The organism is Sphingomonas metalli (assembly GCF_014641735.1).
Taxonomy (GTDB): domain Bacteria; phylum Pseudomonadota; class Alphaproteobacteria; order Sphingomonadales; family Sphingomonadaceae; genus Sphingomonas; species Sphingomonas metalli.
Genome location: NZ_BMIH01000001.1, coordinates 984,517 through 1,009,150, shown reverse-complemented (window position 1 = coordinate 1,009,150; position 24,634 = coordinate 984,517). Strand labels below are relative to the sequence as shown.

General features: G+C 70.0%; 26 protein-coding genes. 14 read left to right on the top strand and 12 right to left on the bottom strand.

The genetic code is table 11. The features are described 5' to 3' along the window. Nucleotides 1-140 precede the first annotated feature (140 nt). The 4 genes from IEX18_RS05075 to IEX18_RS05060 all read right to left on the bottom strand — a co-directional run bounded on the left by IEX18_RS05075 (nucleotide 141) and on the right by IEX18_RS05060 (nucleotide 2,780). Nucleotides 141-569 (bottom strand): PaaI family thioesterase, encoded by a 429-nt coding sequence (locus tag IEX18_RS05075; protein ID WP_188657584.1) that lies wholly within the window; start codon nucleotides 567-569, stop codon nucleotides 141-143. Then, nucleotides 566-1,003, bottom strand: coding sequence for a PaaI family thioesterase (locus tag IEX18_RS05070; RefSeq protein ID WP_188657583.1), 438 nt, complete (start codon nucleotides 1,001-1,003; stop codon nucleotides 566-568). Before IEX18_RS05070 ends, IEX18_RS05075 begins: the two co-directional genes overlap by 4 nt. Before the next feature lie 60 nt (nucleotides 1,004-1,063). Next, nucleotides 1,064-1,330 (bottom strand): hypothetical protein, encoded by a 267-nt coding sequence (locus IEX18_RS05065; protein WP_188657582.1) that lies wholly within the window; start codon nucleotides 1,328-1,330, stop codon nucleotides 1,064-1,066. Between the two features lie 79 nt (nucleotides 1,331-1,409). Then, a complete protein-coding gene (locus tag IEX18_RS05060; protein WP_188657581.1) occupies nucleotides 1,410-2,780 on the bottom strand; it encodes a DEAD/DEAH box helicase in 1,371 nt (456 codons plus the stop codon). A gap of 336 nt (nucleotides 2,781-3,116) precedes the next feature. On the opposite strand from IEX18_RS05060, the gene IEX18_RS05055 reads away from it, so the two are divergent. The 4 genes from IEX18_RS05055 (at nucleotide 3,117) to rarD (ending at nucleotide 7,832) form a co-directional block, all read left to right on the top strand. Next, on the top strand, nucleotides 3,117-4,376 hold the full coding sequence (locus IEX18_RS05055; RefSeq protein ID WP_188657852.1) for a 3-methyl-2-oxobutanoate dehydrogenase (2-methylpropanoyl-transferring) subunit alpha: 1,260 nt from the start codon (nucleotides 3,117-3,119) through the stop codon (nucleotides 4,374-4,376). A 185-nt stretch (nucleotides 4,377-4,561) separates the two neighbouring features. Next, nucleotides 4,562-5,569: an alpha-ketoacid dehydrogenase subunit beta gene (locus tag IEX18_RS05050; RefSeq protein ID WP_188657851.1), complete on the top strand. Its 1,008-nt coding sequence runs from the start codon at nucleotides 4,562-4,564 to the stop codon at nucleotides 5,567-5,569. 2 nt (nucleotides 5,570-5,571) lie between these two features. Continuing rightward, entirely contained in the window at nucleotides 5,572-6,885 is a 1,314-nt protein-coding gene (locus IEX18_RS05045; protein WP_188657580.1) for a dihydrolipoamide acetyltransferase family protein, read from the top strand. Between the two features lie 68 nt (nucleotides 6,886-6,953). Then, complete coding sequence (gene rarD / locus IEX18_RS05040; RefSeq protein WP_188657579.1) at nucleotides 6,954-7,832, top strand: EamA family transporter RarD; 879 nt, start codon at nucleotides 6,954-6,956, stop codon at nucleotides 7,830-7,832. A 94-nt stretch (nucleotides 7,833-7,926) separates the two neighbouring features. Here the strand turns inward: rarD and gorA are convergent, their stop codons facing one another. Then, nucleotides 7,927-9,276 carry a glutathione-disulfide reductase gene (gene gorA / locus IEX18_RS05035; RefSeq protein WP_188657578.1) on the bottom strand — a complete coding sequence of 450 codons (1,350 nt, stop codon included), beginning with the start codon at nucleotides 9,274-9,276 and terminating at the stop codon, nucleotides 7,927-7,929. Nucleotides 9,277-9,393: 117 nt separating this feature from the next. Between gorA and IEX18_RS05030 the strand changes: the two genes are divergently transcribed. Beyond that, a complete protein-coding gene (locus IEX18_RS05030) occupies nucleotides 9,394-9,876 on the top strand; it encodes a PilZ domain-containing protein (protein ID WP_188657577.1) in 483 nt (160 codons plus the stop codon). A gap of 15 nt (nucleotides 9,877-9,891) precedes the next feature. Here the strand turns inward: IEX18_RS05030 and pgi are convergent, their stop codons facing one another. Further along, complete coding sequence (gene pgi / locus IEX18_RS05025) at nucleotides 9,892-11,382, bottom strand: glucose-6-phosphate isomerase (RefSeq protein ID WP_188657576.1); 1,491 nt, start codon at nucleotides 11,380-11,382, stop codon at nucleotides 9,892-9,894. Between the two features lie 134 nt (nucleotides 11,383-11,516). Between pgi and lepB the strand changes: the two genes are divergently transcribed. The 3 genes from lepB to era all read left to right on the top strand — a co-directional run bounded on the left by lepB (nucleotide 11,517) and on the right by era (nucleotide 14,078). Continuing rightward, entirely contained in the window at nucleotides 11,517-12,335 is an 819-nt protein-coding gene (lepB, locus tag IEX18_RS18540) for a signal peptidase I (protein ID WP_229664365.1), read from the top strand. Then, nucleotides 12,332-13,012 (top strand): ribonuclease III, encoded by a 681-nt coding sequence (gene rnc / locus IEX18_RS18535; protein ID WP_229664406.1) that lies wholly within the window; start codon nucleotides 12,332-12,334, stop codon nucleotides 13,010-13,012. The genes lepB and rnc overlap by 4 nt, the downstream gene beginning before the upstream one ends. A gap of 157 nt (nucleotides 13,013-13,169) precedes the next feature. Further along, a complete protein-coding gene (era, locus tag IEX18_RS05015; RefSeq protein ID WP_188657575.1) occupies nucleotides 13,170-14,078 on the top strand; it encodes a GTPase Era in 909 nt (302 codons plus the stop codon). A gap of 22 nt (nucleotides 14,079-14,100) precedes the next feature. Here the strand turns inward: era and IEX18_RS05010 are convergent, their stop codons facing one another. Genes IEX18_RS05010 through IEX18_RS05000 form a run of 3 tightly spaced genes read right to left on the bottom strand, consistent with a single transcriptional unit; the run spans nucleotide 14,101 to nucleotide 15,762 of the window. Continuing rightward, a complete protein-coding gene (locus tag IEX18_RS05010; RefSeq protein WP_188657574.1) occupies nucleotides 14,101-14,484 on the bottom strand; it encodes a glycine zipper 2TM domain-containing protein in 384 nt (127 codons plus the stop codon). A gap of 49 nt (nucleotides 14,485-14,533) precedes the next feature. Next, complete coding sequence (locus IEX18_RS05005) at nucleotides 14,534-15,241, bottom strand: NAD-dependent deacylase (protein ID WP_188657573.1); 708 nt, start codon at nucleotides 15,239-15,241, stop codon at nucleotides 14,534-14,536. 59 nt (nucleotides 15,242-15,300) lie between these two features. Beyond that, nucleotides 15,301-15,762, bottom strand: coding sequence for a VOC family protein (locus IEX18_RS05000; protein WP_188657572.1), 462 nt, complete (start codon nucleotides 15,760-15,762; stop codon nucleotides 15,301-15,303). Nucleotides 15,763-15,916: 154 nt separating this feature from the next. Between IEX18_RS05000 and mutT the strand changes: the two genes are divergently transcribed. From mutT to araD1, 6 genes are all read left to right on the top strand, one after another. Beyond that, nucleotides 15,917-16,297, top strand: coding sequence for an 8-oxo-dGTP diphosphatase MutT (gene mutT / locus IEX18_RS04995; RefSeq protein WP_188657571.1), 381 nt, complete (start codon nucleotides 15,917-15,919; stop codon nucleotides 16,295-16,297). Nucleotides 16,298-16,330: 33 nt separating this feature from the next. Then, nucleotides 16,331-16,786, top strand: a complete 456-nt coding sequence (gene nusB / locus IEX18_RS04990; RefSeq protein ID WP_188657570.1) for a transcription antitermination factor NusB — start codon at nucleotides 16,331-16,333, stop codon at nucleotides 16,784-16,786. 2 nt (nucleotides 16,787-16,788) lie between these two features. Continuing rightward, the gene (locus IEX18_RS04985; RefSeq protein WP_188657569.1) at nucleotides 16,789-16,965 is read left to right on the top strand and encodes a DUF4169 family protein; all 177 of its coding nucleotides are present in this window, start codon (nucleotides 16,789-16,791) and stop codon (nucleotides 16,963-16,965) included. 322 nt (nucleotides 16,966-17,287) lie between these two features. Next, entirely contained in the window at nucleotides 17,288-18,172 is an 885-nt protein-coding gene (thiL, locus tag IEX18_RS04980; protein WP_188657568.1) for a thiamine-phosphate kinase, read from the top strand. A gap of 104 nt (nucleotides 18,173-18,276) precedes the next feature. Beyond that, the gene (locus IEX18_RS04975; RefSeq protein WP_188657567.1) at nucleotides 18,277-20,424 is read left to right on the top strand and encodes a sodium-translocating pyrophosphatase; all 2,148 of its coding nucleotides are present in this window, start codon (nucleotides 18,277-18,279) and stop codon (nucleotides 20,422-20,424) included. Between the two features lie 99 nt (nucleotides 20,425-20,523). Beyond that, nucleotides 20,524-21,516 (top strand): AraD1 family protein, encoded by a 993-nt coding sequence (gene araD1, locus IEX18_RS04970; protein ID WP_188657566.1) that lies wholly within the window; start codon nucleotides 20,524-20,526, stop codon nucleotides 21,514-21,516. A gap of 169 nt (nucleotides 21,517-21,685) precedes the next feature. On the opposite strand, the gene mmsB is transcribed toward araD1, so the two are convergent. The 3 genes from mmsB to IEX18_RS04955 all read right to left on the bottom strand — a co-directional run bounded on the left by mmsB (nucleotide 21,686) and on the right by IEX18_RS04955 (nucleotide 24,545). After that, nucleotides 21,686-22,555 (bottom strand): 3-hydroxyisobutyrate dehydrogenase, encoded by an 870-nt coding sequence (mmsB, locus tag IEX18_RS04965; protein ID WP_188657565.1) that lies wholly within the window; start codon nucleotides 22,553-22,555, stop codon nucleotides 21,686-21,688. A 62-nt stretch (nucleotides 22,556-22,617) separates the two neighbouring features. Continuing rightward, entirely contained in the window at nucleotides 22,618-23,391 is a 774-nt protein-coding gene (locus tag IEX18_RS04960) for an enoyl-CoA hydratase (RefSeq protein WP_188657564.1), read from the bottom strand. A gap of 113 nt (nucleotides 23,392-23,504) precedes the next feature. After that, nucleotides 23,505-24,545 carry an enoyl-CoA hydratase/isomerase family protein gene (locus tag IEX18_RS04955; RefSeq protein WP_188657563.1) on the bottom strand — a complete coding sequence of 347 codons (1,041 nt, stop codon included), beginning with the start codon at nucleotides 24,543-24,545 and terminating at the stop codon, nucleotides 23,505-23,507. Nucleotides 24,546-24,634 lie beyond the last annotated feature (89 nt).

The window sequence follows — 24,634 nt, the reverse complement described above, 5'->3', positions numbered from 1 at the left end:
GGGCTTCAACCGTCATCCCGGACGTGTTCCGGGATCCACCGTGTCGCGAAGGCAACGCGCGCAGCATGTGCGGACCGGTGGATGCCGGGACGAGCCCGGCATGACGTAGAAATAGGCCGCAGGCCCAACCTCAGCAACGGTCAGGAAAGCGTCTCTCCCGCTTTCCTACCCACCTCCGGCTCCCGCACCAGCAGGAAATTGACCCGCGCCGTCGCGATCGGTCGCGCCGGATCGTCCTGCCACGCGCGCGCCTCGACATTCGCGATGCGCGTTCCCAGCCGTGCGATCGTCGCCGCCGCGCGGGTCGGCCTGTCGCGACCGCCGCGCTGATAGTCGACCGTGACGTTGACCGGCTTGATCCGCGCGTCGCCCTCCGCCGCCAGCGCGTGCCGCAGCGCCGCCACCGCCGCGACCTCCAGCAGCCCCGCGATCGCTCCGCCGTGGAGAAAGCCCGGCCGGCCCAGCACGTCCGTGCCGAACGGCATCACCAGCACCGGTGACCCGTCCGCATCCTCTTCCAGCGTCAGCCCCAGCAGCCGGGCATAGGGCGGCAGCGGCGCGGCGCTCATGCCCAGCCATCCATCAGCATGAAGGTGCCGGCGACATGCGCGACCGGATCGTCCGGATCGCCGTCATGCGCCTGCCCGCGGACGAAGGCGATCGAGCGCCCGAGCCGATAGCATTCGCCGCGCCCTACCACCGTCTGCAAGGGGCGTGCGGCACGCAGATAGTCGATGCGCAGGTCCAGCGTCGCATGCGGCAGGAACCGCCCACGCCGTCGCCACACCGCCATGCTGGTTGCCATGTCCATCAACGTCGCGATCGGCCCCGACGCGATGACGCCGCTCTCCGGATCGCCGATCAGGTCGGGATGATAGGGGAGGGCCAGCTCGACCCAGTGCGCGTCCGGCTCCGTGCCGTGCGCATGATAGCCGATCCCGACCCGCCCCCCATGCCCATGGCGGAGCGCTTCGGCGAAACGGACGACGTCGAAACCGGACATGATGCCATGCGTCTACACGGGCGAAGGGCCGACGCAACGATCGAGATGGAGTCGCGCGCCCTACAAGACCACCGTCGGCGGCTTGGACGCCTCGATCGCCGCCCGCACCATGCGTTCCCAGACGGCGACGTCGCCGACGGCCGCCATCGTCTCGTCCGGCTCGCGCAGGGTGCGCAGCACCGCGACCGCCTCGGGCAGATGGTCGCGCCAGGCGCTGTCGATATGGGCGGCGGCGGACTCCTCCGCGCCCTCGCCATTGGCGCTGATCCGCTCCGCCGCGAGGACGCGAGCGATGCGTTCGGCGATCGGGGTGACGGACACGTCCATGGCGGCTCTCCCTTGGTCAGGAAGCGCTAACCCGCGAGCGACGTGCCCGTATCCGCCGTTTCATTTCGGCAAGGGGCGATCAGCGCGCCGCGGAGGCTCCCGCGCCGCGGCCGCCGCCGCTGCCGCCACGCCCCCGGCCGCCGCGTCCGCGCCGGCTGGCATTGGCATAGTTGCGACCCGTGGCGCTGCCGGTCGCGGTCGGCTGGTGCGTCGCGCGCGGCTTCATCGGCGGGCGGGCGCCACGCGGACGATCCTCGCGCGGGGCGGGGTCGGCGCCGATCGCCTTGATGCGCGCGGCCTTGATCGCATCCGCCTGACGCAGGAAGTCCTCGGGCAGCGGGCGCACCGGCACCTTCTGCCGGGTCACCTTCTCGATATCCTTCAGGTACGGCCGCTCGTCATCGGCGCAGAAGGAGATGGCGATGCCGCTCGCCCCGGCGCGCGCGGTGCGGCCGATGCGGTGGACATACTGTTCGGGCACGTTCGGCAGCTCGAAGTTGATGACGTGGCTGACGCCCGACACGTCGATGCCGCGGGCGGCGATATCGGTCGCGACCAGGATGCGCACCTCGCCCGACTTGAACGCGCCCAGCGCCCGCTCGCGCTGCGCCTGGCTCTTGTTGCCGTGGATCGCGGCCGCGGCGATGCCGTTGCCGGCGAGCAGCTTCACGACGCGGTCGGCGCCATGCTTGGTGCGGGTGAAGACCAGCGCGCGGTCGATCGCCTCGTCGCGCAGCGTCAGGGTCAGCAGCGCCTGCTTCTCGGTCTGGTTGACGAAGGTCACGACCTGGTCGACCCGCTCCGCCGTGGTGGCCGCGGGGACGACCGAGACAGTGGCCGGATCGGTCAGGAACTGGTTGGCCAGATCGCGGATCGAGGTCGGCATGGTCGCCGAGAAGAACAGCGTCTGGCGCTTGCGCGGCACCATCTTCACGATCCGCTTCAGCGCGTGGATGAAGCCGAGGTCGAGCATCTGGTCCGCCTCGTCGAGGACGAGGATCTCGATCATCGACAGGTTGACGAAGCCCTGCTCGACCAGATCGATCAGCCGGCCCGGCGTCGCGACGAGGATGTCGACGCCGCGCGACACGTCCTGCCGGTTCTTGTTGATGCTGGTGCCGCCGAACACGGTGGCGACGCTCAGCTTCGAGAATTTGGCGTAGCCGCGCGCATTGTCGGCGATCTGGCTGGCCAGCTCGCGCGTCGGGGCGAGCACCAGCATCCGCACATGCGTCGGCAGCACGCGCTTGCCGGCGGCGACGAGCCGCTGGATCGAGGGGAGGACGAAGGCGGCGGTCTTGCCGGTGCCGGTCTGCGCGATGCCGAGCAGGTCGCGGCCCTCGATCAGCGTCGGGATCGCCTGCGCCTGGATCGGGGTGGGGGTGACGTAGCCCTTGGCTTCGAGCGCGCGGACCAGCGGCTCGGACAGGCCGAGTGTAGAGAAAGTCATGGAAATCCTATGCCAACATGCCGTTGGCCGGCGCCCGGGATGCGGGCGCACGGACGGCGGGGGAAATTGACGCCCCGCGTGAAAAGGGAAGCCTTGCGGTTCAGCCGAGGCGGAGCCCGGATACGATGATCCGTTCACGCTGCATGACGCCTCGATACCGGGCTACCTAGCGCGGGCGCCGGATAAGTCAAGATTCCGCCGCTCCGGCGGTCGCTCAGACTTGAAATTTAATTACAACGGCGCGAAAAGGATGGAAACCACGGGCGGACGCGGATTCGCCCCAGCGGAAGTGGAGAGAGAGTGGCCGAGGATCCCGGCGCGCCCATGCGCCCCAACATGCCGCGCCTGTCGCTGCACGTGCCGGAACCCCGCTTCCGGCCCGGCGATACGGTCGACTTCGCGGAGGTCGAGATCCCCGCCGCCGGCGCCGCCCGCCGCCCCGATACCGGCGCGGCGCCCCGCGACTTCGCCGAACTCGCCTATACGATGGTGCGCGTGCTCGACGAGCAGGGGCAGGCGGTCGGCCCGTGGAACCCGCGGCTGGCGCCCGATACGCTGCGGCGGATGCTGCGCGACATGGTGCGGCTGCGCGCATTCGACGAGCGGATGTTCCGCGCGCAGCGGCAGGGCAAGACCAGCTTCTACATGAAGGCGCTGGGCGAGGAGGCGGTGGCGATCGCGGCGGCGCACGCGCTCGATGCGGAGGATATGTGCTTCCCCTCCTATCGCCAGCAGGGGCTGCTGATCGCGCGCGGCTGCCCGCTCGTCGACATGATGAACCAGATCTACTCGAACACGGGCGACAAGCTGGGCGGCAAGCAGCTGCCGATCATGTATTCGGAAAAGCGGTTCGGCTTCTTCTCGATCTCGGGCAATCTCACCACGCAATATCCGCAGGCGGTGGGCTGGGCGATGGCCTCTGCCGCGAAGGGCGACAGCCGCATCGCCGCGGTGTGGTGCGGCGAGGGGTCGACGGCGGAGGGCGATTTCCACTCCGCCTGCACCTTCGCCGCCGTCTACCGGGCGCCGGTGGTGATGAACATCGTCAACAACCAGTGGGCGATCTCCAGCTTCTCGGGCTTTGCCGGGGCGGAATCGACCACCTTCGCGGCGCGCGGGATCGGCTATGGCATCGCCTCGCTGCGGGTGGACGGCAACGACGCGCTCGCCGTCTATGCGGCGACGCAATGGGCCGCGGAGCGGGCGCGCACCAATGCCGGGCCGACGCTGATCGAACATTTCACCTACCGGGCGGAGGGGCACTCGACCTCCGACGATCCGTCGCAATACCGGTCCGCCGGCGAGCCGACCGCCTGGCCGCTGGGCGATCCGATCCGCCGGCTCAAGGATCACCTGATCGCGATCAGCGAGTGGGACGAGGATCGCCATGCCGCGCAGGACCGCGAACTCGCCGAGGAGGTGAAGGCGGCGCAGAAGGAGGCCGAGAAGAACGGCATCCTCGGCCATGGTCTGCACCAGCCGCTCGATTCGCTGTTCGACGGGGTGTTCGAGGAGATGCCGTGGCATCTCAGGGAGCAGCGGGCGCAGATGCTCGCCGAGGAAGAAGCGAGCGGCCGGCCATGGGCGCGCAAGTGACGGGCGGGAAGATCCTCCCCGCTCGCGGGGAGGGGAACCAGCCGCAGGCTGGTGGAGGGGGATCGCCGCGAGCGCATCGCGCGTGGCTGCTCCCCTCCACCACCGGCTGCGCCGGCGGTCCCCCTCCCCACAAGTGGGGAGGAGCTTGAGGCATGAGCGACACGATGACCGACACCACCACCCGCATGAACATGATCCAGGCGATCAACTCCGCGCTCGACGTGATGATGGCGCGCGACGCCGATGTCGTCGTGATGGGCGAGGATGTGGGCTATTTCGGCGGCGTGTTCCGCGCCACGGCCGGGCTGCAGGCGAAATACGGCAAGACCCGCGTCTTCGACACGCCGATCACCGAGACGGGGATCATGGGCGTCGCGATCGGCATGGGAGCCTATGGTCTCCGGCCGGTGCCGGAGATCCAGTTCGCCGACTATATCTATCCCGCGCTCGACCAGCTGGTGTCGGAGGCGGCGCGGCTGCGCTATCGCTCGGCGGGCGAGTTCACCGCACCGATCACGATCCGCTCGCCCTATGGCGGCGGCATCTTCGGCGGCCAGACCCACTCCCAGTCGCCCGAGGGGATCTTCACCCATGTCTCGGGCATGAAGACGGTGATCCCGTCGACGCCCTATGACGCGAAGGGGCTGCTGATCGCCGCGATCGAGGACAACGACCCCGTCCTCTTCCTCGAGCCCAAGCGCATCTATAACGGCCCCTTCAACGGCCATTGGGACCGGCCGGCGGAGAACTGGTCGAAGCATCCCGGCGGCGACGTGCCGACCGGCCACTATCGCGTCGATCTCGGCACGGCGGCGGTGGTGCGGGCAGGCGAGGCGCTGACGATCCTCGCCTATGGCACGATGGTGCATGTCTGCGCCAAGGTGGTCGAGGAAGAGGGCGTCGATGCCGAGATCATCGACCTGCGCACCCTCGTCCCCCTCGATATCGCGACGATCGAGGCGTCGGTGAGGAAGACCGGCCGCTGCATGATCGTGCACGAGGCGACGCGCACCTCCGGCTTCGGCGCGGAACTGTCGGCGCTGGTGCAGGAACGGTGCTTCTACCATCTCGAGGCGCCGATCGAACGGGTGACGGGCTTCGACACGCCGTATCCGCACAGCCTGGAATGGGCGTATTTCCCGGGGCCTGTCCGTATCGGCCAGGCGCTCAAGAAGATCATGAAGGACGTTTGAGGATGGCCCGCTTCACCTTCCGCCTCCCGGATATCGGCGAAGGCATCGCCGAGGCCGAGATCGTCGCCTGGCACGTGAAGATCGGCGACCGGGTCGAAGAGGACCAGAACCTCGCCGACATGATGACCGACAAGGCGACCGTCGAGATGGAGTCGCCCGTCGCCGGCACGGTGGTCGAGCTGGCGGGCGAGGTCGGCGACCAGATCCCGATCGGCTCGGCGCTGGTGGTGATCGAGACCGAGGGCGAGGAGGCCGTATCGCCCGCGACCGAGGGAACCGTCCTCGAGGCAGAGAATCCCGGCGTCGAGGAAAGCCAGATCCTCCCCGCTCGCGGGGAGGGGGACCAGCCGCAGGCTGGTGGAGGGGGAGCGCCACAGGCGACTCCGCCCGCGGAAGCGCCCCTCCACCATCCGCCTGCGGCGGACGGTCCCCCTCCCCAGAGTGGGGAGGAGCGTACGCCCATCCTCGCCTCGCCCGCCGTCCGTGCCCGCGCGCGCGACCTCGGCATCGACCTGTCGCAGGTCCGCCCCGCCGAGGGCGAGCGCCTCCGCCACGCCGATCTCGACGCGTACCTGCGCTACAATGCCGGCCAAGGCTATGGCGCGCCCGCCGACCGCGTCCGCGACGACGAGCAGGTCCGCGTCATCGGCATGCGCCGCCGCATCGCCGAGAACATGGCGGCGGCCAAGCGCCACATCCCGCACTTCACCTATGTCGACGAGATCGACGTCACCGCGCTGGAGGCGATGCGTGCGGATCTGAACGCGCATCGCGGCGATCGGCCCAAGCTGACGATGCTCCCCTTCCTGATCGTCGCCATCTGCCGCACCCTGCCCGACTTTCCGATGCTCAACGCCCGCTATGACGACGAGGCCGGGGTGGTGACCCGCTCGGGCCGCATTCATCTCGGCATGGCGACCCAGACCGAAGCCGGGCTGACGGTGCCGGTGATCCGCGACGCGCAGGACAAGAATGTCTGGCAGCTCGCCACCGAGATCACTCGCCTGGCAGAGGCGGCGCGCGCGCAGAAGCTGACCCCGCAGGAGCTGGGCGGCGGTACCATCACCGTCACCTCGCTGGGTCCTCTCGGCGGCATCGCGACGACGCCGGTGATCAACCGGCCGGAGGTGGCGATCATCGGCCCCAACAAGATCGTCGAGCGTCCGGTTTTTCGGGGTGACGAGATCGTCCGGGCCAAATTGATGAACCTGTCGATCAGCTGCGACCATCGCGTGGTCGATGGCTGGGATGCGGCCAGCTACGTACAGGCGGTGCGCAAGTATCTGGAGACGCCGGTGCTGCTCTTCGCCGACTGAGCGGGACTTTTCCGGCCGCAACCACAAGCATGTTGCACCGCGCCATGAACCCGTCGATGGGCGGGGACATGAGCGAACAGGCGAAGGGATTGTGGCAGGCGGTCGGCGCCTACACGGCATGGGGCCTGCTGCCGATCTATTTCAAGCTGCTGCACGGCGTGCCCGCGACGCAGATCCTGGCCCACCGTATCCTGTGGTCGGTGATCCTGCTGGCGGTGCTGGTCGTCGCGCTGCGCCGGGTCGGCGCGATCCGGGCGGCGGCGCGGGGGCGCACGCTGGCCCTGCTCTGCGCCAGCGCGACGCTGATCGCGATCAACTGGCTGACCTATATCTGGGCGGTCGGGCACGAGCATGTGCTCGAGGCGAGCCTGGGCTATTTCATCAACCCGCTGCTCAACGTCGCGCTCGGCATGCTGGTGCTGGGCGAGCGGGTGGGGCGGGTGCAGCTCGCCGCGGTCGGCATCGCCGCGGCGGGGGTGGTGGTGATGGCGGTATCGGGCGGCGGATCGGTGTGGATCTCGCTCCTCCTCGCCTTCAGCTTCGGCGTCTACGGGCTGATCCGCAAGGTAGCGGCGATCGATGCGCTGGGCGGGCTGACGGTGGAGACGCTGATCCTGGTGGCGCCGGCGCTGGCGGTGATCGGCTGGGCGCAGGCGGACGGCACCGGCGCGTTCGGCACCAGCGGCCATACCGACCTGCTGCTGATCCTGGCGGGCGCGATCACCGCGGTGCCGCTGCTGCTCTTCGCCGCCGCGGCGAAGCGGCTGCGCTACGCGACGCTCGGCCTGTTCCAGTATCTCGCGCCGACGCTGCAACTGATGCAGGCGGTGCTGCTGTTCGGCGAGCCGCTGCGGGCATACCACATCGCCGCCTTCGCCCTGATCTGGGCCGGGTGCGCGCTCTATGCGCTGGCCGGATGGCGGAGCGCGCGGGTCGCGGCGGCGTAGTTCGCATCCTGCTCCCGTCCGTTCGTACCCGGTCCTCTCTCCGTTCGTGCTTCGGCAAGCTCAGGGCGAACGGAGGGTGGAGCAGGAGGCCTGCCTACCGCAGCAGCACCAGCTCCTCCGCCATGCTCGGATGCAGCGCCACGGTGGCGTCGAAATCGGCCTTGGTCAGCCCCGCCTTCACCGCGACGGCGCAGATCTGGATGATCTCGGGCACGTCGGGCCCGATCATGTGGATGCCGAGCACCCGGTCGGTCAGCCCGTCGCACACCATCTTGTAGAGCGCGCGCTCGTTGCGCCCGGCCAGCACGTTCTTCATCGGGCGGAAGTCGGAGGAATAGACCTTCACCGAGCCATATTGCTGCTTCGCCTGCGCCTCGGTCAGCCCGACGCCCGCCATGGGCGGATGGCTGAACACCGCCGCTGGGACGCAGCGATAGTCGACCTTCGTCGGCTTGCCGCCATACACGGTGTCGGCAAAGGCCTGCCCTTCGCGGATCGCCACGGGGGTCAGCTGGATGCGGTTGGTGACGTCGCCGATCGCATAGATGGAGGGGCAGGTGGAGCGATGATCCTCGTCGACCTTCACCGCACCCAGGTCATCGATCTCCACGCCGGCCGTCTCCAGCCCCAGCCCGCTGGTGTTGGGGCGGCGGCCGGTCGCGAACAGGACCTGGTCGACCACCACCGGCTCGTGGTTTGCGAGATGGACGGTCAGGCAGCCGTCCTCGCCCTTGTCGATCCCGCGAAAGGCCGCGTCGAAGCGGAACTCGATCCCCTTCATCGTGGCGATCTGGAGCAGCCGATCGCGGATCTGCGCGTCATAGCCGCGCAGCAGCTCCTGGCTGCGGTTCGCCAGGATCACATGGCTGCCGAACTGGTGGAAGATGCCGGCGAACTCGTTGGCGATATAGCCGCCGCCGGCGATCAGGATGCGGCGCGGCAGCTCGGGCAGGTGGAACACCTCGTTGCTGGTGATGCCGTGTTCGTGGCCGGGGATCTCGGGGATCGCCGGATGCGCGCCGACCGCGATCAGGATGCGTTCCGCTGTCCGCTCGGTCCCGTCGGCGAGGCGCACGCTGTTCGGGCCGGTGACGACGGCGCGCTGCGGGATGATCTCGACGCCGTTGTTCTGGAGCGTCTGGGTATAGGCGCCGTTGATCCGGTCGACCTCGCGCAGCACGTTGTCGCGCAAGGTCGGCCAGGAAAAGCTGCATGGCGAGGGCACGTCCCAGCCAAAATGCTGGGCGTCGCGCAGGTCCTCGGCGAAATGCGCGCCATAGACGAGCAGCTTCTTGGGCACGCAGCCGCGAATCACGCAGGTGCCGCCGACCCTGTATTCCTCCGCCACCGCCACGCGCGCGCCATGCGCCGCCGCGACCCGGCTGGCGCGCGTGCCGCCCGAACCCGCGCCGATGGTGAGGAGGTCATAGTCGTAGTGGGACATGCGTCGTTCCTGTCGGCAGGCGGTGCGCGGCCGGTCCGGGCCGAGATGGCGTCCACGGCGGATGCGGGCAAGTCCCGTTTGGCAAAGCCTTAACCTTCAGGCTGTTAGCTCCGCGCCATGGCCATGACCGGTTCTGCCCAGCGCGAGGCGCGTCGCTCCGTCTCGCTGCCTGCCTCGCTGCGGGGAGAGGGGCCGGTCTGCGACGTGACGATCCGCAACCACTCGGCGCGGGGTCTGACCATCGTCGTCCACGACGCGCCGCCGCCACGGCGCGGATCGTTCGTCGACATCCGCCGCGGCACGCTGATGATGGCCGGACAGGTGCGCTGGCGGGCCGGGGAGCGGATCGGGGTGCGGCTTCAGGACCCGGTCGATCTCGCCAGTCTCGCCGACGGACGGGTCGGTCGGGTCGCCCACCGTCCGCCGCTCGCCGCGTCGATGACCGTCCGGCCCGCCGCGGAGCGGAGCCGTTCGATCGGCTCCGCGCTGCAATATGCCACGCTGGTCCTCATCCCCTTCGCGATGATCGCGATGGCCGGATGGATCCTGTGGGACAGGGTGGCCGAACCGCTCCGCCGGCTCCACGCCGCGCTCGGCTGAGCGCGGCGGCCGCCCTCAATCGAGGCCGGCGCGACGGATCAGGTCGGTGGTGGAGGGGTCGAAGTCCTGCCCGCCCTGATCGGCGGCCTTCGCCATCTCCTTGCCCAGCTCGACGCCGAACTGGTCGAAGCTGTTGATCCCCAGCAGCACGCCGTTGACGAAGGTGCGATGCTCGTAGAACGCGATCAGTGCGCCGAGCGTGCGCGCGTCGAGCGTGTCGAGCAGCAGGGTCGAGGAGGGGCGATCGCCCGGATAGCTGCGCGCCGGATCCTCGGCCTGCTTGCCCTTCATCAGCGCGGCGCCCTGCGCGAAGGCGTTGAGCAGCAGCTGGCGGTGATGATCCTCGGCCAGCGTGTCCCCCGCCTCGATCACCGCGATGAATTCGACCGGGACGAGATGCGTACCCTGGTGGAGGAGCTGGAACACCGCGTGCTGGGCGTCGGTGCCGACCCCGCCCCAGGTGATCGGCGCGGTCGGGCGTCCCACCGGCTGGCCGTCGGCGGTCACCGACTTGCCGTTCGATTCCATTTCCAGCTGTTGCAGATAGCTGGGCAGCAGCCGCAGCCGCTCGTCATAGGCGAAGGGCGCGCGCGTCTCGCAGTGGCGCACCTGGGTATAATAGAGGTCGGCGAAGGCGGCGAGCGCCGGCGCATTCTCGTGCAGCGCCGACAGGCGGAAATGGCGATCCATCTCGCCTGCGCCCTCCAGCAGCTCCTCGAAGGCGGACCAGCCGAGCCCGATCGCCGCCGGGAAGCCGATCGACGACCAGAGCGAATAGCGGCCGCCGACGCCCTCGCTGAACGGCAGCACCCGCGTCTCGTCGACGCCCCATTCGATCGCCTTGGCGGGATTGGCGGTCAGCGCGACGACGCGGCCATAGGGATCGTCGACCCCGTTCTCGGTCATCCAGCCGATCGCCGAGGCGGCATTGAGCATCGTCTCGGTGGTGGTGAAGGTCTTGGACGCGATCACGAGCAGCGTCGCGGAGGGATCGAACTTCGCGAACACGTCCTCCAGCGCGACGCCGTCGACATTGGAGACGATCGCCACGTCGTAGCGCCGATCCTCGCGGCCCAGCGCGTCGATCAGCAGGTCGGGACCCAATGCCGAGCCGCCGATGCCGATATGCAGCACGTGGCGGATGTCGCCCAGCGCGCCCGCCTCGATCGCGTCGATCAGCGCGCGCATCCGGGCGTGGAACTGGCGCGCGCGCGCGACGCTCTCCGGATTGCCCTCGCCGCGTTCGGCGGTGTGCTCGACCGGCCGGTCCTCGGTGACGTTGACATGCTCGCCGCCGAACATCGCCTCGCGCTTGCCGGCCAGGTCCTGCGCCTTGGCCAGCGCCTCGAATGCGGCGATCGCCTCGGCGGTCAGATGCGTCTTCGACCAGTCGAAATGGATCCCCGCGACGTCGAGCGACAGCCGGGCGAGCCGGTCGGTATCGGCATCGAACAGCTCGGTCAGGCGCCGGGCGGGCAGGGCTTCGATCGCGGACCAGTCGGCCATCTTGTCGTCTCCAAGTCGTCGGGTACCATCGGCATGGCGGCGTCCCTAACGTCCCATCGCCGCACGGGCTCCCGCGTGCAAGCGCCGCGTTGCCGGCTTGACGGGGGCCGGGAGGCGCGCCAACCCGCTGGGCCATGGCCGATCCCAAGCCCGCCACCGCGACCGCCCCCCGCTCCGAAGCCGGCGAGACGCTGCGCTTCTTCGTGAAGCTCGCGCTGATCGTGCTGATCTTCCGCAGCTTCATCCTGGCGCCGTTCTCGATCCCGTCCGAATCGATGCTGCCGCGGCTGCTGATCGGCGACTATCTGTTCGTCTCGAAATGGAATTACGGCTTCTCGCGCTGGTCGCTGCCCTGGGGCTTCATCCCCGTGCCCGGCCGGATCGGCTGGGCGACGCCCGCGCGCGGCGACGTGGTGGTGTTCCGCTCGCCCGGGCCCGACGATCACGACGTCATCAAGCGCGTCATCGGCCTGCCCGGCGACACGGTGCAGATGCGCGGCGGCCAGCTCTTCCTCAACGGGCGCGCGATCCCCAAGCAGCGGATCGCCGACTTCGTGCTGCCGCTCTCCCCCAATTTCGACGCGCGGCACTGCGATCCGGAATTCCAGCAGACCGAGGCGTCGGGCCGCGCCGTCTGCCGCTATCGCCGCTACCGCGAGACGCTGCCGGGCGGGCGCAGCTACGACGTGCTCGACCAGCGCGACATTCCGCAGGCGGACGATACCGGCGTCTACATCGTGCCGGCCGGCAACGTCTTCCTGATGGGCGACAATCGCGACGACAGCGCCGACAGCCGCTTCGCCCCGCCCGAGGGCATGGGCTTCATCCCGCTCGACCGGGTGGAGGGGCGCGCGATGGTCACCTTCTTCTCGACCGACGGTTCGGCCGAGTGGCTCAAGCCCTGGACCTGGGTGTCGGCGGCGCGCGGGAGCCGCATCGGAGAGGGGTTCTGAGCCAGCCCCTGGCGGCGTGGCTGGCCGAGACCTTCGGCCGTACGCCCGCGGACGTCTCGCCCTTCGTGCGCGCGCTGACCCATGGCAGCCATGGCGGCGAGACCTATGAGCGCCTCGAATTCCTCGGCGACCGGGTGCTCGGCCTCGTCATGGCCGAATGGCTGTGGGACGTGTTCCCGGCCGAACCCGAAGGGCAGCTGTCGAAGCGGCTCAACGCGCTGGTGACCGGAGCGGTCTGCGCCGACGTCGCCCGCTCGCTCGGCGTCCGACCCCATCTGCGGCTCGGCAAGCAGGCGCTCGCCGACGGCGCGTCGGACAGCGACAATGTGCTGGGCGACGTGATGGAGGCGCTGATCGGCGCCTGGTATCGCGAGGCGGGGCTCGATGCGGTGCGCAGCTTCGTCCGCGGCGCCTGGGGCGACCGCGTCCATAGCGGCGGCAAGGCGCCCCAGCATCCCAAGTCCGCCCTGCAGGAATGGGCCGCCGCCGCCGGCCGCCGCCCGCCCGAATATACGCTGCTCGATCGTTCCGGCCCCGGCCATGCACCGCGCTTCACCGTCGCCGTCGCGATCGGCAGCTTCGCCCGCGCCGAGGCGACCGCAGGAAACAAGCAGGAGGCCGAAACGGCGGCGGCGAGGGCGCTGCTGGAGCAGGTGAGGGGCGGGGCCCGGACATAGCGCAGCCCTTCGACAAGCGCGGGGCGAGCGGTTAGGTGTTCGGCCAAGAGGGTTGCCCAAAGCTCCGTTCGCCCTGAGCCTGTCGAAGGGCCGCTTTCCTCAAGAGCGAACGGACGACGGGGGACGATGCCCTCCCCCAATCACAGGACCGAACAGCATGACCACCCCCCCACCCGAACAGCGCTGCGGCCTTGTCGCCGTCGTCGGTGCCCCCAATGCCGGCAAGTCGACGCTGGTCAATGCGCTGGTCGGCCAGAAGGTCGCGATCGTCAGCCCCAAGGCGCAGACCACGCGCACCAAGCTGCTCGGCGTCGCGATCGAGGGCGATGCGCAGATCCTGCTGGTCGACACGCCCGGCATCTTTGAGCCCAAGCGCCGGCTCGACCGCGCGATGGTCTCCGCCGCCTGGGGCGGGACCGAGGGGGCCGACATCCTCGCGCTGGTGGTCGATGCCAAGGGCGGCCTCGGCTCGAAGGTCACCGACATCGCCGAGGCGATCCGCGACCGGCCCGAGCCGCGTCACCTGATCCTCAACAAGGTCGACATCGCCGACAAGGCGAAGCTGCTGCTCCATGCCGAGCGGCTCAACGCACTGATCCCGTTCGCCGAAACCTGGTTCGTCTCCGCCCAGACCGGCGACGGGCTCGCCGAGCTCAAGGCCGCCTTCGCCAGGGCGATGCCGCCGGGCCCCTGGCATTACCCCGAGGATCAGGTGTCCGACGCCAGCGAGCGCGCGCTCGCGGCGGAGGTGACGCGCGAGCAGATCTATCTCCAGCTCCACGCCGAGCTGCCCTATGCCAGCGCGGTCGAGACCGAGGCGTTCAAGGAGCGCGAGGACGGATCGGTGGAGATCCACCAGCAGGTGCTGGTCGAGCGCCCGACCCAGCGCGCGATCGTGCTTGGCAAGGGCGGCGCGCGCATCCGCGAGATCGGGGCGCGGGCGCGGGCCGAGCTGGCGACGATCCTCGACCGGCCCGTCCATCTCTACCTTCACGTGAAGGTGCGGCCGGGCTGGGACGAGGACCGCCAGCTCTATAGGGATATAGGGCTGGACTGGGTGGACTGACGCCCACCCGGCCCCGGACCCGTCAGCGGCAGCGGACGTTGCCGCGATCGACCGAGCGGCCGAGCAGCGCGCCGCCCGCACCGCCGGCCAGCGTGCCGAGCAGGCCGCCCCCGACGAGATTGCCCAGCACCGCGCCGCCGACGCCGCCGACCACCAGGCCGGTCGTACCGTCGTTGCGGCGGCAATAGGCGCGCCCGTCCTGACCGCGATAGATCCGGTCCTCGCGGGTCAGCCGGCGCTCGCGATAATTGCCACGGCGATAGTCGCGGCGCGGGTCCCAATTGTCCTCGTCGCCGTGCCAGCGATAATCCCCGCGGTCGTTGCGCTGGGCGACGGCGGCGGTGGGCACGGTCATGGCGGGAGTGACGGTCGCGACCATCAGGGCGGCGATCAGGGCGTTCTTCATGGGGCAGGCTCCTTTCCGGACCCCTCGAACGAAGCGCATCGCGTTCAGTTCATTGTAGCTCTTGCAGCAGCCCCGCGACCCATTCCGGCACCAGCACCCCCGCCGGCCCCAGCCGGCTCTCGTCGAACGCCGCGCTGCCGGCCGAGGGATCGAGGTTCAGCTCGAGCGTGTGCGCGCCATAATGCGCCGCGAGTTGCACGAACCCCGCTGCCGGATAGACCGCGCCCGACGTGCCGATCGACACGAACAGGTCCGCCGCCGCCAGCGCCGCCTCGATCCGCTCCATCCGGTAGGGCATCTCGCCGAAGAACACGATGTCCGGCCGCAGTGCCGCCGCCCCGCACGCCGCGCAGGCGCTGCCCGGCGGCAAGGCCCCGGCGTGTCGCGCCCGCGCCCCGCACGCGGCACAGAGCGCCGACACCAGCTCCCCATGCATATGCACCAGCCGCCGCGCCCCGGCGCGTTCGTGCAGGTCGTCGACATTTTGGGTGACTATCAGCAGCTCCCCCGGCCACGCCGCATCGAGCTTTGCGAGCGCTCGATGCGCCGCATTCGGCTCCACGTCCGCGAGCGCCGCCCGCCGCAGGTCGTAGAAGCGATGCACCAGCTCGGGATCGCGCGCCAACGCCTCGGGCGTACAGACGTCCTCAACCCGATGCCCCTCCCACAACCCGCCCGGCCCGCGGAACGTGGCGATACCCGACTCGGCGGAGATGCCCGCGCCGGTGAGGATGACGATGTTGGGGAGGGTGGTCATGCGTGGAGCATATGGAAGGGTTGGACTGGCTGAAAGTGGTGGGGAGCAGCCGCCGGCTATCAACGGGCTGGCGGCTGCATGAGCTCTATCGTGACGTGATCGGGGCCTGAAACGTAGGCCACCAAGGTTCCCTGCCGTGGACCGCCCGGGATCGGCAGCGGACTACCCTTCGCTTTCCATCCTGCCGCTTCGACGCGGGTGATGGCGGCGTGAATGTCCCTCACGGTCAAAGCCAGGTGAGCGGCTCCGATCGATCCCGCGCTGTCGGGTACCCTCCCGTTCTGGAAGCCGTTCGAATATTGCAGCAATTCGACCGCGTAGCCGTCGGGTGCCTTGACGATCGCTGTCTTTACATTCGGGTCAATGACACCAGTCACCTGATGCAGGAAGGCGCCGCCCATCTCCGTCTGACGCTCTAGCGTGAAGCCGAGCGCCTCCGTCCAGAACCGGATGGCTGCGTCCAAAGACGAAACAGCGAAGCCTGTGTGGTCGACGGTAATTACGTTTGCGGCATCGGTCATGAGCGGACGTGTGGGGCCGACGCAGGATGTCCGCAAGTGAGCGGAAGCGGAAAGCGGGCTTTCGGGCGATGTAGAAGCACTTCCCGTCAGGACCTGCCCGCTCTCGTCGCGCATCCCTTTTGACAAACCCCCACCCCCACGCCACCCCCGCCCCATGAAACAGGTCGCCGCAGCCATCCTCGAGCGCGACGGCACCGTGCTGGTCGCGCGGCGGGCAGAGGGGCAGGCGATGGCGGGGGCGTGGGAGTTTCCGGGCGGCAAGCTCGAGCCCGGCGAGACGCCTGCGGACTGCATGGTCCGCGAGCTGCGCGAGGAGCTGGGGATCGCCGTCGCGGCGGGGGAGGAGCTGACCCGTGTCGTCCACCGCTATCCGGGCGGCGCGATCGAACTGATCGCGATCCGCGCGACCTGGCTGTCGGGGGAGATCGGCCTGACCGTCCACGACGCGGTGCGCTGGGTCGCGCCGGCCGATCTGGCCGCGCTCGACCTCTTGCCCGCCGACGTGCCGGTGGCGCGGCGGCTGGCGGAGGGATGACGCGCGCCGCGCAAGCGCCTAATGGGCTGCGCCATGTCCCGTAACGTCAACCGCACCAAGGCCCGCGCCGCCGCGCGCCTCGCCGCCGTCCAGGCGCTCTACCAGCATGAGATGGAGGGCACGCCTGTCCCCACGCTGCTCCACGAATTCCACCATCACCGGCTCGGCGCGACGATCGAGGATGCCGATTATGCCGAGGCGGACGTCGACTTCTTCGACGACGTGGTCCGTGGCGCACAGGCGCGGATGGGGGAGATCGACCTCGCCATCGAGAAGCGGCTGGCCGCGGGCTGGTCGCTGGCGCGGCTCGACAAGCCGATGAAGGCGATCCTGCGCGCCGGCACCTATGAGCTGATGGCCCGGCCCGACGTGCCGGTCGCGGCGGCGATCAGCGAATATGTCGACGTCGCCCACGCCTTTTACGAGAAGCGCGAGTCGGGCTTCGTCAACGGCCTGCTCGATGCGATCGCGAAGGACGTGCGCGCCTGACCATGGGCGAGGTGGTCAACCTCAACCGCGCGCGCAAGGCCAAGGCGAAGGCAGCGGGCGTCGCGCAGGCGGACGCCAACCGCCGCGCCTTCGGCCGGACGAAGGCGGAGAAGGTTGCCGAGGCCGAGGCGGACGCCCGCCGCCACGCGCTGCTCGACGGCGCGAAGCGGGAGGAGTGAGGGCGGTGGCCCTGGGGAACGGGCTTGGGGAGGCTGTTGCGGTAGGTGACTGCACCTCCCGCTACTGTCCACCCCGCCGAAGGCCGGGGTCCAGTCGGGCGAACGGCGGGGGTGACGTACTGCCGTCCCGCAACCGATCCGCGCCCATGGCACGTCCTTCCCACACCCCTTCCGTCATCCCCGCGCAGGCGGGGATCCAGACGTGCGGGAGCCTTCCGCATAACCCGGGCCGTCAGAGGATATGGATCCCCGCCTCCGCGGGGATGACGGCAGTGGGGCGTCACTCGCGCCCTCACCAACCCGGCCCGTGCGGCCCCGGCGCATGACCGAAGCCGAGTTCCTCGACCGCCTCTGCGCCCTGCCGCTCCATCCCGGCGCGCACGCCCTCGCCGACGACACCGCGACCCTCGCCGGCCTCACCATCACCAGCGACACTCTGGTCGAGGGCGTCCATTTCCTCCCCGCCGACCCGCCCGGCGACGTGGCGTGGAAGCTGGTCGCCACCAACCTCTCCGATCTCGCCGCCAAGGGCGCGCTGATCGAGGGGATCCTGCTCAACCACCCGCTGACCGACCAACACTGGGACGCCGCCTTTCTCGACGGCCTCGCCGAGGCGCTCGCCGCCTTCGCCTGCCCCCTGATCGGCGGCGACACGGTCAGCCTGCCCGCCGGCGCGCCGCGCGTGCTGACCGTCACTGCCTTCGGCCGCGATGCCGCCGCGCCGCGCCGCTCGGGGGCGCGGCCGGGCGATGCCTTGTGGGTCACCGGCACGATCGGCGATGCCGCTGCGGGGCTGGCGATCGCGCAGGGCGCGGCGGGACCGGCGGCGCTGCTCGCCCGCTATCGCCGTCCGCTGCCGCGGCTGTCCGAGGGGCGGGCGCTCGCCCCCCATGTCCATGCGATGATGGACGTATCGGACGGGCTGCTGATCGATGCCGCCCGCATGGCGGCGGCAAGCGGGCTGGCGGTCGCGATCGACCTCGCCGCCGTGCCGCTCTCGGCGGAGCTCGCCGCTTGGCGACCGGATCGCCTCGCCGCCGCCACCGCGGGCGACGATTACGAGCTGCTCTTCGCCGCGCCCGACGGCTGGATGCCGCCCGTTGCGGCGACCTGCATCGGCAGCTTCGCGGCAGGGCAGGGCCTGTCCCTGACCGAAGACGGCCGCCCCGTCGCGCTGCCCGCCCGGCTCGGCTGGCAGCACGGTTGATCTGGATGGGTTGTCAGCGCCCGCGAATCGCGTAGCTTCCCCGATGACCGACGCGGGACGCCCATGATGGCGCCCGTGCGGGACAGGAGAAGGAGAGCGAGCGGATGACGACGGTCTACCTCGCCATGGTCTGCGGCGTCATCGCCGTCCTCTATGGCATCCTCACCAGCGCGCAGGTGTTGCGCCAGTCGCCGGGCGATGCCCGGATGCAGGATATCGCCGCCGCCATCCAGGAAGGGGCCAAGGCCTATCTGGGGCGGCAATATACCACCATCGCCATCGTCGGCGTGGTCGTCGCGGTGATCCTGCTGGCAACATTGGGCACGCTGTCGACCGTCGGGTTCGTGATCGGTGCGGTGCTGTCGGGCGTGGCCGGCTATGTCGGCATGACCATCTCCGTCCGCGCCAACGTCCGCACCGCAGAGGCCGCGCGCGGCTCGCTGCAAGGGGGCCTCACCACCGCCTTCCGCTCGGGCGCGGTGACCGGCATGCTGGTCGCAGGGCTCGGCCTGCTCGCGATCGCCGGCTTCTTCTGGTACCTGACGGGCCCGGGCGGCCGCGCGCCCAACGACCGCGCGATCGTCGAGGCGCTCACCGCGCTCGCCTTCGGCGCCAGCCTCATCTCGATCTTCGCGCGCCTCGGCGGCGGCATCTTCACCAAGGCGGCCGATGTCGGCGCCGATCTGGTCGGCAAGGTCGAGGCGGGCATTCCCGAGGACGATCCCCGCAACCCCGCGGTCATCGCCGACAATGTCGGCGACAATGTCGGCGACTGCGCGGGCATGGCCGCCGACCTGTTCGAGACCTATGTCGTCACGCTCGGCGTGACGATGGTGTCGATCGCGCTGCTGATCCGCGCCTCGGGCGAGGAGCTGATGCGGCTGATGACCCTGCCGCTCGCGGTGGGCGGGGTGTGCATCCTCGCCTCGATCGCCGGAACCTACGCGGTGCGGCTGGGGCGGGGCAGCATCATGGGTGCGCTCTACAAGGGCTTCTGGACCTCGGCGATCCTGTCGCTGCCGCTGATCTGGCTGGCGACCAGCTGGACGCTGGGCGACATGCACGCGGTGATCGGCGGCGCCGGCTTCCTCGATCCCGCCACCGATGCGGTGACCGCGGGTGCGCCCGCCACCGCCGCGGCGGGCTTCACCGGCACCGATCTGTTCTGGTGCATGGCGATCGGCCTCGCCGTGACCGGACTGATCGTGTGGATCACCGAATATTACACCGGCACCGCCTATCGTCCGGTCAAGTCGATCGCGCGCGCCAGCGAGACCGGACATGGCACCAACGTGATCCAGGGCCTCGCGATCAGCCTCGAATCGACCGCGCTGCCGACGCTCGTCATCGTGATCGCGGTGGTCGCGACCTATCAGCTCGCCGGGATCATCGGCATCGGCTTCGCCGCCACGGCGATGCTGGCGCTGGCCGGGATGGTCGTCGCGCTGGATGCTTACGGACCGGTCACCGACAATGCCGGCGGCATCGCCGAGATGGCGGGCCTGCCCGATGACGTGCGCAGCCGCACCGACGCGCTTGATGCGGTGGGCAACACGACCAAGGCGGTGACCAAGGGCTATGCGATCGGCTCCGCCGCGCTCGCCGCACTGGTGCTGTTCGGCGCCTATACCACCGACCTGCGCACCTATTTCCCGGACGTGACGGTCGATTTCAGCCTGTCCAACCCCTATGTGATCGTCGGCCTGCTGCTCGGCGCGCTGCTCCCCTATCTGTTCGGCGCCTTCGGCATGACCGCGGTCGGCCGCGCGGCGGGTGCGGTGGTGGAGGAGGTGCGCGGCCAGTTCCGCGACAATCCGGGCATCATGGAGGGGACCAGCCGCCCCAATTACGGCCGCACCGTCGACCTCGTCACCCGCGCCGCGATCCGCGAGATGATCGTGCCCTCGCTGCTCCCGGTCGCCTCGCCGATCATCCTCTATTTCGTCATCAAGCAGGTGGCGGGACAGGCCTCGGGCTTCGCGGCGCTGGGCGCGATGCTGCTCGGCGTGATCGTCTCGGGGCTGTTCGTCGCCATCTCGATGACCAGTGGCGGCGGCGCGTGGGACAATGCCAAGAAGTTCATCGAGGACGGCAATCACGGCGGCAAGGGGTCGGAGGCGCACAAGGCCGCGGTCACCGGCGACACGGTCGGCGATCCGTACAAGGACACCGCCGGTCCCGCGGTCAACCCGATGATCAAGATCACCAATATCGTCGCTCTGCTGCTCCTCGCTGCGCTCGCGGCGGGGTGAGGGGAGGGCGATACAGCGCCGTTGACGTGCTCTCCCGCCGGATATAGTCGGACAAATCATCGCCGCAGATGCGGCCCGGAACGACGAGGGAGAGGATCGATGGCGCTACGCCTGTTGCAGCAGCGGCGCGAGGATGGCGGCCGCGCGGTGATCGCCGCAGAGGGCGACGCGGCCTGGATCGTGCCGGGCGTCGAGACCGTCTACGACCTCGCCAGCCGCGCGATCGCCGCCGGGCACACCCTCGCCGCCGCGGTCGAGGCAGCGGGCCGGGGCGACGCGGTCGATCCTGCCGCGGAGCACGCCGCCGGCCGGCTCGCCGCGCCGATCGCGCATCCCGATCCCGCACACCTCATCATGACCGGCACGGGCCTCACCCATCTCGGCTCGGCGGAAGGCCGCGCCAAGATGCACGCCGCCGCCGCCGCGCCAGAGGCGCAGACCGACTCGATGCGCATGTTCCTGGAAGGCGTCGAGGGCGGCAAGCCCGCGGCCGGGCAGACCGGCCAGCAGCCCGAATGGTTCTACAAGGGCGACGGCACCGGCACCGTCGGCCCCGGCGACGCGCTGACCATGCCCGCCTTCGCGCAGGACGGCGGCGAGGAGCCGGAACTGGCCGGCATCTACATCATCGGCCCGGACGGGACGCCGTGGCGGCTCGGCCTGTGCCTCGCCAACGAGTTCAGCGACCATGTGACCGAGCGGCACAATTACCTCTGGCTCGCGCACAGCAAGCTGCGCCAGGCCGCGCTCGGCCCCGAGCTGCTTGTCGGCCCCGCGCCCGAGCATGTCGAGGGCACCAGCCGCATCCTGCGCGGCGGCGAGACCCTGTGGGAAAAGCCCTTCCTGTCGGGAGAGGCGAACATGTCGCACTATCTCTCGAACCTCGAGGCGCATCACTTCAAATACGATTTGTTCCGCCGGCCCGGCGACGTCCATGTCCACTTCTTCGGCACGGCGACCCTGTCATTCAGTGACGGCATCCGCACCGAGATTGGCGACATTTTCGAGATCGAGGCGGCGCCCTTCACCCTGCCGCTGCGCAACCCGCTGGCGCAGGCGGAGGTGAAGACGGTCGCGGTGAAAGCGCTGTAGGGGGGAGCGCGGGGGCGGGCATGTCTCGTCCCGCTCCTCTCCCGTTCGTGCTGAGCCTGTCGAAGCACTGCCCTTCTCCGAGCCGCGAGCGCTCCGCTCGAGAAAAAGGCAGCCCTTCGACAAGCTCAGGGCGAGCGGAAGTGGGGCAGGGCCGCCACCAACCCGCCCCTCACCGAAAGCTCTCGATAATCCCCGAAAAGTCCGTCCCCCCATGCTCCGCCGCGAACGCCTCATAGCGTTCCGCCGCGCGCGACCCCATCGGCACCTCCGCCCCGGCCTCCGCCGCGGCTTCCATCGCCAGCCGCAGGTCCTTGAGCATCAGCGCACTCGCGAACCCGCCGCGATAGCCGTTGTCCGCCGGGGTCACCGGCCCCACGCCCGGCACCGGGCAATAGCTCGTCATCGACCAGCTCTGCCCCGACGAGACGCTGGCGATGTCGTAGAAGGCCTGCGCCTCCAGCCCCAGTCTCTCCGCCAGGGCGAAGGCCTCGCAGGTCGCGATCATCGTCGCGCCCAGGATCATGTTGTTGCAGATCTTGGCCGCCTGGCCCGCGCCCGCACCACCGGCATGGATCACCGCCTTGCCCATCGCCGCCAGGATCGGCTGTGCGCGGGCGAAGCCCTCCGCCGTCCCGCCGACCATGAAGGTCAGCGTGCCCGCCTGCGCCGCGGCGATCCCGCCCGAGACCGGCGCGTCGACGGCCGTCAGTCCCTGCGCCGCGGCGGCTTCGCCGACGGCGCGCGCGGTGGTCACGTCGATCGTCGAGCAGTCGATCAGCAACGCTCCCGCCGGCAGCACCTCGCGCAGCGCCTCATGCACCTCGGCCACATGTCGCCCCGCCGGCAGCATCGTCACGACCGCTTCCGCTCCCTCCGCCGCGGCGACGGCACTGTCCGCCGGCGAGCAACCCGCCTCGCGCGCCCGCTCCAGCGCCTCGGCGGAGAGGTCGAAGGCGCGCACGTCGTGCCCCGCCCGCGCCAGATTGGCGGCCATGCCGCCGCCCATATTGCCCAGTCCGATAAAGGCGATGCGTGCCATGGTCGTTCATCCTCTCGATCGTCGTCGCCGCGGCCGGTCTGCCGCCGGCCGTGCGGCAGGCATTACCGGCCGGTCCACACCCCGGCGCGCTTCTCGACAAAGGCGGCCATGCCTTCCTTCTGGTCCTCGGTGCCGAACAGCCCGTGGAACAGCCGGCGCTCGAACTGGACGCCCGCGGCCAGCCCCGTCTCGAAGGCCGTGTTGACCATCTCCTTGTTCGCCAGCACCGCCAGCGGCGCCATGCCGGCGATCGTCGCGGCGGTTTTCACCGCCTCCTCGACCAGCTCGGCGGCAGGGACGATGCGGCTGACCAGCCCGGCGCGCTCGGCCTCTTGGGCGTCCATCATCCGCCCGGTCAGGCACATTTCCATCGCCTTGGCCTTGCCCACCGCGCGCGCCAGCCGCTGCGATCCGCCCATGCCCGGCGAGACGGCGAGCTTGATCTCGGGCTGGCCGAAATTCGCGGTATCGGCGGCGAGGATGAAGTCGCACATCATCGCCAGCTCGCACCCGCCGCCCAGCGCATAGCCCGCGACCGCCGCGATGATCGGCTTGCGCGTGCGGGTGAAGCGATCCCAGCCGGCGAAGAAGTCGTGGCCGTACATGGTCGCAAAGCCCTGCGCCTGCATCTCCTTGATGTCCGCGCCGGCGGCGAACGCCTTCTCGCTGCCGGTGATCACCGCACAGCCTTGCGCAGGATCGGCATCGAACGCGGCCATGGCGGCGAGCAGCTCGTCCAGCACCTGCCCGTTCAGCGCGTTGAGCGCCTTGGGCCGGTTGAGCGTGACCAGCGTCACCGCCCCGCGCTGTTCGACGATGATGGTTTCGTAGCTCATGCGCTTGCCCTTCGTCTCCTGTCCGTCACCCCGGCGCAGGCCGGGGTCTCCCCGTTACATGCCGCGCGCCTCGCCGCAAAAGACCCCGGCCTGCGCCGGGGTGACGGACTGCATCACGGCCGCCACGCCTCGTCCTCCGGCAACGGCGCGAAGATCTGGTCGATGACATGATCGCTCACCCCCTCGGGTGTCGCCGGGTTCCAGCGCGGCGCATTGTCCTTGTCGACGATCACCGCGCGCACGCCTTCGAGGAAGTCGTGGCGCTGCACCACCCGGCTCGCGACGGCATATTCCTGCGTCATCTCGTCGGCGAAGCTCGCCATCCGCGCGCCGTCCTTCAGCAGGCGGAGCGACACCTTCATCGTCTGCGGCGACTTGGTCCGCAGCGTCGCCAGCTGCGCGGTCGCCCATTCGCCGCCGTCCGCGGCCAGCGCCGCGAACACCTCTTCCAGCGTGTCGGACGCGAACAGCCGGTCGATCGCCACGCGATGCTGCAGGATCGGTGCCGCGGGCGGCGCCTCCGCCAGCGCATTGAGCGCCGCCGCCACATCCTCGGGCGCGGCCACGATCCGCGCCTTCAGTGCCTCGACCCGCGCGGCCGGCACATAATGCGTCGCCAGCTCCAGCGCCGCCGCCTCCGCCCCGTCGAGCCGATGCCCGGTCAGCGCCAGATACTGCCCGATCCGTCCCGGCAGCCGCGACAGATACCAGCCGCCGCCGACATCGGGGAACAGGCCGATCCCCGTCTCCGGCATCGCCAGCCGCGTATTCTCGGTCGCGACGCGATAGCGGCAGGGCAGGGCGATGCCGACGCCGCCGCCCATCGTCACCCCGTCCATCACCGCGACGATCGGCTTGGCATAGGTGAACAGCCGGTGGTTCATCCGGTACTCGGTCGCGAAGAAGTGCCGCGCCGCCGAGCCATCCCCCGCGCCGCTCTCCGCCAGCAGCCGGATGTCCCCACCCGCGCAGAAGCCGCGGCCCTCGGCATGGTCGAGGATGATCGCGCGCACGCCGTCGTCGCCGCGCCAGTCCTCCAGCGCGGCCAGCACCCCCTCGCACATCGCGACGGTGAGCGCGTGGAGCGCCCTGGGCCGGTTGAGCCGCAGCCGGCCTGTGTGGCCCTCGACGGTGGCGATGAGTTCGTCGGTCATAGATCCTCCCCGGCACGGGGAGGGGGACCATGCGCAGCATGGTGGAGGGGGGTCTCCACGCACGACTCGCTTGGGGCGATCCCCCTCCA